We start from the raw sequence: 10,511 nt of genomic DNA, 5'->3' as shown, positions 1-10,511 counted from the left end.
GCCCTCGGCATGCCCACCGTCCGACGGCAACCCCACGACCTTCAACCTGGAGATCACCCCAGATCAGCCGACGCGAAGCGAAACACGGAGGTTAGCACGTACTTTGTCACCAAGCCGAAGCCGGTCGTCCGCATCCACTTCTACGTTCCGCGCCCGCACATAAACTGGTCCGGGATGCCAGTGGAATTTCCCACTGGATCAAGGGGATCGTCTTCGCCAAGCCCACGCGAAAGTCTGGCAAGCAGAAGGCCAATGATGCGCCGGACTTCATCAAGGGCAAGGATAGGATCAACGGCAAAAATGCGAAGGATTCCGCGATTGAATACTTCAAGGATTGGTACGGGAGGATGCCAACCCCCAGGGAGGTAGGCCCGGACGGGCCGATTAACAAGGCAAAGAAGTACCTCGATCGCAAGTAAAGTAGGCGAAAAGCAGTGAGGGTGCGGCGCCGTTGGCGTCGCACCCTCACTGCTTTTCGCGGGACGAGCAGTTCCGAACTCGGTCAGTGGCTGTAGCTGATCGGAGAGCGGGTGATGGGTTGACCAGTGGTCCGGTTGTGCCAGATCACGCAGGTTCTCGCCAACAGCTGCTGGCCGACCGGGTGTCGGCCCACGGATCGGTCGCCCGGGCAGGTTCCGGACAGCATGCTGGAGCGGTGGCCGCCGGCACGCAGGCGCCTGTTGTGGCCGGATCGGCCAGGGGGGTGACCCCCAATCTGTGCACAGAGCGCTGCTAGGAGGGTGTCCAGCTTCGGTCGTCACGACCGGCGCTGGATACCCTCCCTGCGCGTCCGGTTCAGAATCCACAGGGCCGGCCGATTTTGGAACCGCTCGTCTAGTGTTCCACTGAATATCCGCGGCTCCAGCGCGGCTGATCCATGACGTATTCGTGAATAATGAACCCGTCGGGAGCCTGTTTGAACCCGGGAAGGGTGCGAAATCTTTCGATTCGGCCCTCTGCCTGCTCTCTGGTCGGGTACAGTCCCAGTACCTTGTAGGTCTCGTCCCTGTCATCCCAGAACAGCGGCTCACCGTCCTCGACCGGCTCCGGGGCGACCTCAGTGCCGTAAATGTGCCTGTGGGTGAGGAGGTAAACTTTTCTTGCGCTCATATTCATGATCCTCCCGCCTGCTCGCCGATCTCGCCGTCGGGACCATAGGTGAAATATCCGTCCAGCCACATTTCTTGATTGAGCTCCACTGGAACGATCTCGAAACAGTCGGGCTCGCCGCTGAACCCAGAAAGCTGTCTCGCCCGAGCAAGCTGCGCCTCCGCCGCCTGTTCGGTGGAGTAGATTCCAAGCAGTCTCCATTCTTCTTCATCCGAATGGAGGGAGCCATCCGAATCGCGATGAATAATTCTCCCGTCATCCTCCTCGATGAGGTGGCGTGCATGCCACAAGAGGTAGCCCTGAATTTCGTCCAACGTAATCCAATCGTCCTCGTTGCCCGCACCGGAAGTCCTGGGGGCCGCGCGAGCTGTAGGCACATTCACGTGAAGCCAATGCATATCATCGCATCTCATTTGGTGATTCTGCGGTGGCAGATGAGGGTAGCGGCGATGGTGGCGAAGGCCGCGAAGTGGTCGGCTTTGCGTTCGTAGCGGCGGTGGAGCCGGCGGAAGCCGCCGAGCCAGGCGACAGTGCGCTCGATGACCCAGCGGTGCCGGCCGAGGCGGGTCGAGGACTCGATGCCGCGGCGGGCGATGCGGTGTGCGATCTGCCGTCGTCGCAGGTAGGAGCGGATGAAGCGGTGGTCGTAGCCTTTGTCGCCGTGGAGCTTGCCGGGCCGGCGGCGCCTCCGGCCGCGGCGGGAGCGGATCGGCGGGATCGCCTCGACGAGCGGGATCAGGGCCTGGCTGTCGTGTAGGTTCGCGCCGGAGATCGCGAGTGAGAGGGGTAGACCGGTGCGTTCGGTGAGCAAGTGGATCTTCGACCCGGCCTTGCCCCGATCGACAGGATTCGGACCCGTCAGGTCCCCCTTTTCGCGGCCCGCATGTTCACCGAGTCCACCGCGCACCGCGACCAGTCCAGCTCGCCCCGCGAGCCGAGTTCGTCCAGGACCAGGCGGTAGAGCTTCGCCCACACCCGGGCCGCGGTCCACTCCGCGAACCGCCGGTGCGCGGTCGGCCCGGACGGGCCGAAACACGGCGGTAGCTGGGCCCATGTGCACCCGGAGGTGGCCACGAACACGATCGCTGCCAGCACCTCCCGGTCCCCGTGGCGGCGTCGGCCGCCGCCCTGCGGTCGGGTCGGTGCCGGCGGCACCACCCGCTGGAACAGCTCCCACAACTCGTCGGGCACCAGGCGCTCCACGATCGTCACGCGAGCAGCCTACAAGCCCAAATGAGATGACTTCTTACATCAGTTCCTGCTGACCTCAGTTCCTCCTGCGTCGGACGTAGAGGATCACAGCGAGCGCGACGGTCACACCGACCGCGATGAGCGCACCCCGGTTGTCACGCCCGGCGTGCGCCACCTGGGAGGACCGCTCGCGCACCGGATCTGGGATCTTTTCCCCCAGTGCATGGGCGGTCTCGCTCAGCTGCTCCCTGGCGTGGGCGGCCTTGACCCGCACCGGCTCGGTCGTCTTGTCCTGCGCCGCGTGCAGGGCGTGGGAGGCCTTGTCCTGCACCTGGCTTTTGACCTGCGCCGCTCTGTGCTGAGCTCGGGCTTTGAGGTCGGCCTTCGCCCCCGGCTCATCGGCCGTCTGGCCGAGTTCCTCGCGGGTGGCCTCTACCTGCTCGCGCAGTTCCTCAGGCGTGGGCGTGTCGTGTGAGTCGTCTGTCATCAGTGAGCCCTCTTCTTGATCTCGGCCATGTCGGCCTTGACGCTGCCGATGGCCTGCTCAGATTGGGTGGGCTGGCCCGTCCGATCTCCTTCTCCCTACGGCGGCAATCAGGCCCGCCACGGCCGCCACGACGCCAGCGACCGGGTTCAAGGCAATGATCGCCGTGGCCACCAGCACCTGCAAGGCGATGATGCCGCCCCCTGAGTCCTGTGTCCGGGTAGCGGTGCCGGACCGGTTGAACGGCCCGCTGCGGGCGGTGACCGGGAGGGGTGGGCGCCGAAGATGCCGAAGGCCGTGCGTGCCCATAGCGTGAACGGCAGTCGACCAGCGAGTCGAGCCGAACGTGACCATCCCCTCGGGAGGCTCACATGATCGTGCTCATGCTGCTCATGCCCCCCGCCCTTCTCGGCGTCCTGCTGCTGCTCGGCAGGTTCGAGGACCGCCTCGTCGAACACCTCACCACGCCATCACCGGATGCTCCGCCCCCACCGCCACTCCCGGACGGAGCGGTCCCAGCGGCAGACAACCAGCTGCCCATTGCGGACGCCTGACCGCGTAGTCCGGCAATCCGTCGGCCGGCCGCGGGGTTACCGCTGAGCCCACGGGGCGGGCAGCGCCCACAAGGCGACGGTTGCAGGCTGTTGCTTAGTCTGTGCCGGCGGTGCCGAGTCCATGGCCCACGGCCGTGGCCCGCGGCGGCGTGGGGGTTACGCCGCCGCGGGCCGCTCACCATGCCGCCCGGCCGTCGTCCCACCCCGATCCGACCGAACCCCGGCCTCGCGCGCGGCCTTAGTTAGGGGAAGACCGGGACCGCCGCACACCGCCCGTGCCCGGTGCCCGGCACGCCCGGTCGTTCCAAAGCCGGGGACCAGGCGTGGCCGCGGAACCGTCACAGGCGTTCGCGGTAGCCCCCGGTTGCGGTGCCGCGCTCCTCGATGAAGTGCTTGAAACGCTTGAGGTCGCCCTTCACGCATGTGTCGGGCGGCCTTCTCCGCCGGCCCCTCGGGCTGGAAGTCCATCGACATCATGATCCGGGTGTGGCCGGCGTCCAGCGGCTGGAAGGACACACATCCACGTCGATGCTCTCCTGCACCATGCTCATGCCAAAGCCTTCTTCCTACCGATGGGTGTTCGTCGGTCCCCGAGCCCCTGCCCCACAACACACGGGGGCCGCCACCCATCCACCCCGACACCCGCCCACCCCGCAACCGCGAGGCCACCCGGACAGCCGGATCCGACCGGCGGGCCCGGGCAGCAGCCGCGGCCCGATCGCCGACCTCTCGGGGAGTGAGCTCCACCGTGTCCATCGCCCACCGGATCCTGCAGTTACTCCTCGCCCTCGCCTGCGCCGCCGGCCTGCGGACCACCACCGCCGCGCCCGCCCAGGCCGCCGCCGGCCGGGTTGCGACCACCGCGGTCGCCGCGGCGACGACCCCGACCTCATGATCCCCGGCCAGGTGCTTCGCCTCCTCTGACCCATCGCCACCTCGCCGGGCAATCTCGAGTGTTCAGGCGCGCGGCGCTGCCCTGGCTCCGGAGAACGGCCGTGTCACGCGTCGGGCACGTCACCGCGCAGCCGCTGTCTACGCGGATCGAGGAGAGGAAGTACCGTGCATTGGCCGAGCGGGAGGGACTGCCGCTGATCGTCGCAGCCGGCGCCCACCGCTTCTCCGGGCTGGAGATCCAGCATCTCGACGATCTGATCGCCGGGCGGCAGGGCTGGCTTCACCATCCAGTTCAACGCCTCCGACCCCTGGCTCGGAGGTGCCATCGAATTCGACCTTGGCAGGGCAGCCTGCTGGTCCATGCCCGCGGCCCTCGCCGGTGTCCTCTGGGTCACCAACGAGTTCCCCTTCGACTCGCGGTGGCGCCCGAACGAGTCCGCGCAGCGCCTCGCGCCGACGGAGCTGACGGTGCACTGGCTGCGACGCTGAACGACCAGGTCTGCGGAGGGGATGGCACCGGGGCCCGCCGCGTTGCGCCCCAGGTGATCAGGAACCCGGTGACCTTGCTGAGCATTCAACTAGGGGTTTGACCTGCGGCTTTCTGCGTAGGCGCCCCGGTGAGCGGTCGTTCGTCCGATGCGGCGAGCGGCGGCCCGAAGGGCCCAGGTGGCCGTGCAGCGCAGGCAGTACCGTGCGGCCGCGGTGATGCTGAAGGCGTCCCGTCCGTGCCGCGACCGCAGGCCGGCGTAGTCATCCCAACGCCCGGCCGAAGTAGTCCGGGCGCCTCGTGGAGGAGGTTGTCATGGCCAGGCCGGTGTGGACGGGGGTGCTGACGTTCGGCCTCGTGACGGTGCCGGTGGCGCTGTACACGGCGACGGAGTCGCACACGGTGCGCTTCCACCAGTTGGAGCGCGGCACCTCGGACCGGGTGCGAAACCGGCGGGTGAACGAGCGGACCGGCGAGGAGGTCGCGTTCGGCGACATCGTGAAGGGCTTCGAGGTCGGCGACGGCGAGTACGTGATCGTCGAGCCGGACGAGCTGGAGCAGATCTCCCCGGGCCGCTCCCGCACCATCGACGTGTCCGGGTTCGTCGACCTCGGCGAGGTCGACCCGATCTTCTTCGACAAGACGTACTACCTCGGACCGAAGGGCAAGGAGTACGCCAAGATCTACCAGCTGCTCACGAAGGCGCTGGAGCGCTCGAACCGGGCGGGGCTGGCGATGTTCTCCATGCGCGGCAAAGAGTACCTGACCGCGGTGCGCGCCGAGGACGGCCTGCTGGAGCTGCACACCATGCACTTCGCCGACGAGGTCCGCGACCCGCGCCGCGAGGTCGACGACCTGCCCACCGGCGAGGCCAAGTTCTCCCCGCAGGAGTTGCAGACGGCCGAGCAGCTGGTGGAGATGCTCGCCGTCGACTGGGACCCCACCGAGTACCACGACACCTTCGAGGAACAGGTCCGCAAGCTCATCGAGGACAAGCAGGCCGGCCGCGAGATCACCGTCTCCACTGGGCCCCCACCCGAGTCGACGAACGTGATCGACCTGATGGACGTGCTGCGGCGCAGCGTGGACGCCGCCCGCTCCGGCAAACCCGCCGCGGCATCCGCCGACGACCAGGCGGAGGAGGCGGCAGTGGAGGAGGCGGCCGACGAGTCGGCCGAGAAGGACTCCGCGAAGGCGGAGGGCGGGCGGCGCGGCCGCGCGAGCGCCCCGGCGTCGCACCGCGCGCCGAAGGCGAAGGCCGGCACGAAGTCCACCTCCACCAGCGCGAAGACCGGCAAGCCAACGGCGGCGAAAAAGCGCGTCACCACGGGCGGCAAGGTGGCGGCCGAGGACCTGTCGAAGCTGACCAAGGGCGAGCTCTACAAGCGCGCCTCCGATCTCGACGTCCCGCACCGCTCCACCATGACCCGCGACCAGCTCCAGGACGCCGTCGCCAAGGCCACCCGCAGCAGCGGCCGCCTGCGCCGCGCCTCCTGAGGCCGGGACCCGCGCACATGGCGACGTCGAAGAAACCCGCGACCTCCTCCCCGGTGACCGTGCGGCCGCCGGTGGAGCTGGTGCGTCCCGCCTCCTGGCCGCTCCTGCCCGCGGCGCGCGAGCTGCCCGGCCCGGTGCTGTTCCAGCCGAAGATGGACGGCTTCCGCGCCGCCGGCTTCCACCTCGAGACGGGCCGGACCCTGCTGCAGTCCCGCTCCGGACGCGACCTGACCGCCGACTTCCCCGACATCACCCGCGCCCTCACCACGCTCCCGGAGGGCACCGTCGTCGACGGCGAACTCGTCGCCTGGAACGGCGCCCACATCGACTTCACCCAGCTGCTGCGCACCCCGGCCGCCCGGGCCCGGGACGGCATCCACGTCACCTACGTGGTCTTCGACATCCTGGCGGAGCCCGGCCGGGACCTGCGCGCCCGGACGGCGGGGGAGCGGTGGGAGGCGCTGTCGCGGCTGATGGCCGGCGTGCGGCCGCCGCTGCAGCAGATCATCGCCACCACCGACCGCACCGAGGCGCTGCGCTGGCTGGAGCAGATGCAGCCCTTCGGCGTCGAGGGCCTGATCGTGAAAACCCTGGACGGCCGGTACGTGCCCGGCGCCCGCGCCGGCTGGTGGAAGGTGAGGCACGCCGACACCACCGACGCCGACCTCGTCGGTATCACCGGCCCCATCTCTCGACCGGAGGCGTGCCTGGTGCGGCTGCCCGACGGCCGCCAGGAAGTCACCACCCCGCGCCTGACCGGACCGCAGGCACAACAGGTCGCCGCCGCGGTCGCCGGCCGACTCGACCCGGCCACCGCCGGGCCCGCCGCGCGGATCCACTGGGTCACCGAACCGCAGCCCGTCGTCGAGGTCCTCGCCGGCACCGGCCGCCACGGCGAGGTCCACTACATCCGCCTCCGTCTGCCCGACTGAGGCCTGCGCGTCGCACGACACCTCAGGGCGAAACCGGTCGCGGCCACCGAGGGCGTCGCCGCCACCGGACGGCGCGGCCAGCTACTTCCGGCCGATCGCCGCCTTCCTTCGCGGCCGAGGCCTTGTCCGCACCCGCGTGGGGCCCGTCGGCGGCAGCGCGCGACCGCGGGCTGCCAGAGCGCCGCCCGGGCCCCGGGGAGGCATCGCGCGACGCACACCCACTGGGCCGGTGTTAATCGCGCGTGGGCCCGACGGCCACCAGGCACGGGCGGCAGGCCGACCGCGGACAGCCCGAACCAGTTCCCAGGGCCCCACAGGGCGGCATCACGAGCCGCGCGTGAGGACCTGTCAGCGGCCGAGCGCGCTGGCCAGCTCCTTCTTGCTCATCTTCGACCGGCCGTGGATGTTCCGCTGCTTGGCCTCGTTGTACAGCTGCTCCTTCGTCGGGCCCTGCGCCCCGGAGTGGGAGCGCTGGCCCCCGCGCCGCGACGACGACGTGTCCTGTGTGGAGGATCGGCTGGCGGTCTTTGACTCGCCGTGCCGGGCGCGCTCCTTGTTCACCGTCCTGGCAGCGATCTCCTTCGCCCGTTTCTCGCTCTCACCGCGGTCGAGGGCGCTGTCCTTGATGTGCTCGTATTGGCGTTCCCGCTTCTTACCTGATCCTGCAGGCACGGCCATGTCCTTTCTTACAGTGCGGCTCTCGTCGCGCCTACCCGACCCGGTCCGTCGCACACGCTGGGCATTCTGCTGTCGCGCAGCGGTCGGCTGTGGCAGGTCCTCTGGGACAGCCCAGACATCGGCCGCGGTCGCGGGCGGCGCCGTGCGAGGTTGGCGTTTTCGTGAGGAGATCAGGGGTTCGCCGGATGCTGCCGGCGGCCCTGATCTGTGCGCGCAGTTCCGGCAGACCGACGCCGGACATCGCTCGGGGGAGCCCGTGGCCGCCGGTCGAGAGACCTCGTCGGCGTGGTTGAGGACCCGTGGGGTGGACAGGCGCCGAGGGAGCTCGACGGCCGTGTCGGGCTCCGCGAAGCGAGGTGACAGTCATGACTGAGCGGCAGGCGAAGTCGCATCCGTCCATGGAGGAGGGGCAGGCCAGCCGGATGGAGGGCGCCCACCACGGGTGGTCGGGCGACATCGATGAGGAACATCAGGAGCCGAACGACAGCGCGCGCCGCTCCTTCGACCCGGACACGTACGCGCCCGGGGCCGGGCCGGGAGCATGCCGAGGAGGAGGACCAGCCCGTGCCGGGGGGCACAGTGGAGAGCGAGGGCCGCCGAGGTGAGGACATCGCCGAGAGGCCGGCCTCATCCAAGCACCAGCACGACAAGGGCGCGCAGGGCCCGTCCGGCCGACCGAGCGGCGGCCGCGACGCGGGCGCGCACACCGGCGTCGACCCCCAGGAACCCAACACCCCCGCCTCCGGGCACTGACCCCACCGGACAGTCCCGCCACCACGGCGGCGCACCCGTCGGGGGCAGCCGTGGTGCGGCCGTGGCTGAGAGCAGACGCGAGGTCGAGGAGGAACCGCAGGACCGTGCATGCGCGCGACAGCCTGAGCGAGCCCGCAAGCGCTTCCGTAGCCCGGCGAGGCGCCCGATTTGCGGCGCCGACGGCTCCGTCCAGGCTCTGCGCGGTCTGCCGGGCCAGCGCCCGATCCGCAGCTGCCGCTGCGCCTCCAGGAGCGTCTGCTGGATGGCCGTGAACATGGCCGCGCGGGGCAGCCTATCGGCGGGCCGCCGGGTGCCCAGGGGCGCTCGCGGGTGGTGGTGCGTGGGGTTAGCGTCGTGGTGAGGCCAGGAGAACAGGGGCCGCCGGAAGGCGCCGGCGGCCCCCATCTGTGGGTACGGGGCGGAACCCCGGCGTCTTCCTGGGTGTGGCTGTGGCTGGCCGGTTCAGGGGAGGGGTTCGGCGTGGAGGGGGCCGTGGTGGAGCGGGGTGGGGGTCAGGAGTCGGGCGGCGCCGTGCTCGGTGATCTCCACCTGGAGGCGGCCGCTCTCGTCGGTGCAGATCATGTGGCCGCCGGGCGCGAGCGGGCGGTGGCGGTCACGACGACGCCGGTCTACTGGGCGTGACTGCCGGGACGGCCAGGGAGGACCACCAGGTAGCGGCGCACGAGCGCCATCACGACGACCCCTTCTCTCCCGCATTCTGCGTCGACTTCGGCGATGCCACGACCATACGCCCGTGCGCTGTCCGCGGGCTGCTCTCGGTGCGTTCGCCGCCGGCCGCCGCCGCGCAGGACCCGGGCGAGCAGGTCGGTCGCGGACGCGGGCCATTGCCCGGCCTCCTTCCGGGACGGGGCCAGCCGGCACTGCGCGGGCGGAGCGCGGTGTCGCGATCGCCCAGCGCCCGCTGGCGCCGCAGGGGGCGGGTGGCGTGCGGTGCGCGGCCGGCGCTGTGCCGGCCCGGACGCTGGGGCGACTGCCGGATCCTGGGAGTGTCATCCGGCAGCCGCACCCTGGCGTCCGGTCGCCGCCCGGATGGCCGAAACCACGGGTGGCAGCGCCGTCGGCGTTGCGCGGCTGCCATGGGGCCGAGCCAGCGTGGGGCGGGAAGCCCGTTGGGCGGTTCGGCTTTGGCCCGGGTGGTGACTGGTGCCCCTGCCCGTCCGAGCCAGGTACGGGCAGCGGCCCCTCCCGGGTGGACCCCTTGTGCGAATTAGGTGGCCTAGGGAGACAGCGGGTCTGTCCGATGAGGATGAGATTGGGTTGTCGCCGATGGGTCGAGGTTGGCCTGGTAGAGGGCTGGCCAGCCGCCGGGGACCTGCTGGGTCTGGGCGACGTCGTTCAGCGTGTCCCCGTCCTCGCACCATGCCGGGCTTGCTGGCTGTCAGGCCAGCGTCTGCGGTTGCGCCGGGTTCGGCTGTCGGCTGCTGCGTGGGCCTGGGGGCAGGGCGGTGTGCGGGCTGCGGGGTTGGGAGCTTCGGGTGCCGGTATCGAGGCCGGCGCGGGTGCGTGAGCGAGGCCGCCACTGGCGCGCCAGGTGGCCTGGTCGAACTGCAGGCCGCCGTAGTAGCTGTTGCCGGCGTCGGCATGTCAGCGGCTGCCGCTCTCACACACCGCGACCTTGCACCCGCGCCGCGGGTCGCCCGCCGTCTCGCCGAGGCAGCAGCGGGATCAGGACACCGGGCTCGCTTCGGAAGCGAGCAGGGCGAGGAGCCGCGGGCGGTGGAGGGCGGCGACAGGCTCGAGAAGGTCAGGGTGGCGCAGCAGGGGTGCGGCGTCGGTGTCGCGTTGGGCGGGGAGGGTCAGGCGCCGTGGGTCGCCCACCGGCCTCGGGACCGGCAGTGACGGCGCGCAGTCCCTGCTCAGCGGCGGCACCGACGAGTGGCAGGTCCAGCAGACCGTCGTCCACTTCAAGG

12 protein-coding genes and 1 pseudogene are annotated in these 10,511 nt (G+C 70.3%); 6 read left to right on the top strand and 7 right to left on the bottom strand.

Going from position 1 to position 10,511, the window contains the following annotated elements; all coding sequences use genetic code 11:
• Nucleotides 1-1,112 precede the first annotated feature (1,112 nt).
• From AB0P35_RS40280 to AB0P35_RS40270, 3 genes are all read right to left on the bottom strand, one after another.
• Nucleotides 1,113-1,424, bottom strand: a complete 312-nt coding sequence (locus AB0P35_RS40280; protein ID WP_144298856.1) for a hypothetical protein — start codon at nucleotides 1,422-1,424, stop codon at nucleotides 1,113-1,115.
• Between the two features lie 95 nt (nucleotides 1,425-1,519).
• A protein-coding gene (locus AB0P35_RS40275; RefSeq protein ID WP_179419810.1) for an IS5 family transposase occupies nucleotides 1,520-2,316 on the bottom strand; the annotation gives its coding sequence in 2 pieces (ribosomal slippage) (nucleotides 1,520-1,980 and nucleotides 1,980-2,316; 798 coding nt in all).
• 61 nt (nucleotides 2,317-2,377) lie between these two features.
• On the bottom strand, nucleotides 2,378-2,788 hold the full coding sequence (locus AB0P35_RS40270; RefSeq protein WP_363521222.1) for a DUF3618 domain-containing protein: 411 nt from the start codon (nucleotides 2,786-2,788) through the stop codon (nucleotides 2,378-2,380).
• Between the two features lie 368 nt (nucleotides 2,789-3,156).
• Here AB0P35_RS40270 and AB0P35_RS40265 point away from each other — a divergent pair, with 368 nt between their 5' ends.
• Together AB0P35_RS40265 and AB0P35_RS40260 are read left to right on the top strand one after the other, a co-directional pair.
• Nucleotides 3,157-3,339 carry a hypothetical protein gene (locus tag AB0P35_RS40265; protein WP_363521219.1) on the top strand — a complete coding sequence of 61 codons (183 nt, stop codon included), beginning with the start codon at nucleotides 3,157-3,159 and terminating at the stop codon, nucleotides 3,337-3,339.
• A 748-nt stretch (nucleotides 3,340-4,087) separates the two neighbouring features.
• Nucleotides 4,088-4,234: a hypothetical protein gene (locus AB0P35_RS40260; protein ID WP_179419765.1), complete on the top strand. Its 147-nt coding sequence runs from the start codon at nucleotides 4,088-4,090 to the stop codon at nucleotides 4,232-4,234.
• A gap of 103 nt (nucleotides 4,235-4,337) precedes the next feature.
• On the opposite strand, the gene AB0P35_RS40255 is transcribed toward AB0P35_RS40260, so the two are convergent.
• The gene (locus AB0P35_RS40255) at nucleotides 4,338-4,595 is read right to left on the bottom strand and encodes a hypothetical protein (protein ID WP_095877703.1); all 258 of its coding nucleotides are present in this window, start codon (nucleotides 4,593-4,595) and stop codon (nucleotides 4,338-4,340) included.
• Here AB0P35_RS40255 and AB0P35_RS40250 point away from each other — a divergent pair.
• From AB0P35_RS40250 to AB0P35_RS40240, 3 genes are all read left to right on the top strand, one after another.
• Nucleotides 4,594-4,722, top strand: coding sequence for a hypothetical protein (locus tag AB0P35_RS40250; protein ID WP_257019590.1), 129 nt, complete (start codon nucleotides 4,594-4,596; stop codon nucleotides 4,720-4,722). The two genes, AB0P35_RS40255 and AB0P35_RS40250, sit on opposite strands and share 2 nt — an antisense overlap.
• 313 nt (nucleotides 4,723-5,035) lie before the next feature.
• Nucleotides 5,036-6,217: a Ku protein gene (locus AB0P35_RS40245; protein ID WP_095877702.1), complete on the top strand. Its 1,182-nt coding sequence runs from the start codon at nucleotides 5,036-5,038 to the stop codon at nucleotides 6,215-6,217.
• A 17-nt stretch (nucleotides 6,218-6,234) separates the two neighbouring features.
• Entirely contained in the window at nucleotides 6,235-7,149 is a 915-nt protein-coding gene (locus AB0P35_RS40240) for a DNA ligase (RefSeq protein WP_095877701.1), read from the top strand.
• Between the two features lie 348 nt (nucleotides 7,150-7,497).
• On the opposite strand, the gene AB0P35_RS40235 is transcribed toward AB0P35_RS40240, so the two are convergent.
• Complete coding sequence (locus tag AB0P35_RS40235) at nucleotides 7,498-7,821, bottom strand: plasmid stabilization protein (RefSeq protein WP_363521215.1); 324 nt, start codon at nucleotides 7,819-7,821, stop codon at nucleotides 7,498-7,500.
• A 570-nt stretch (nucleotides 7,822-8,391) separates the two neighbouring features.
• On the opposite strand from AB0P35_RS40235, the gene AB0P35_RS40230 reads away from it, so the two are divergent.
• Entirely contained in the window at nucleotides 8,392-8,580 is a 189-nt protein-coding gene (locus AB0P35_RS40230; RefSeq protein ID WP_363521213.1) for a hypothetical protein, read from the top strand.
• Between the two features lie 462 nt (nucleotides 8,581-9,042).
• Here AB0P35_RS40230 and AB0P35_RS40225 read toward each other — a convergent pair whose 3' ends face one another.
• Both AB0P35_RS40225 and AB0P35_RS40220 read right to left on the bottom strand, forming a co-directional pair.
• Nucleotides 9,043-9,297, bottom strand: coding sequence for a DUF6296 family protein (locus AB0P35_RS40225; RefSeq protein ID WP_257019589.1), 255 nt, complete (start codon nucleotides 9,295-9,297; stop codon nucleotides 9,043-9,045).
• 639 nt (nucleotides 9,298-9,936) lie between these two features.
• Nucleotides 9,937-10,167: pseudogene (locus AB0P35_RS40220) on the bottom strand (transglycosylase family protein); the annotation flags it as partial.
• Nucleotides 10,168-10,511: the final 344 nt, after the last annotated feature.

Origin of the sequence: Kitasatospora sp. NPDC085879 (assembly GCF_040686255.1) — a bacterium.
Taxonomy (GTDB): Bacteria; Actinomycetota; Actinomycetes; order Streptomycetales; family Streptomycetaceae; genus Kitasatospora.
The sequence above is the reverse complement of the archived record's forward strand: the minus strand, read 5'-3'. Positions and strand labels throughout refer to the sequence as shown.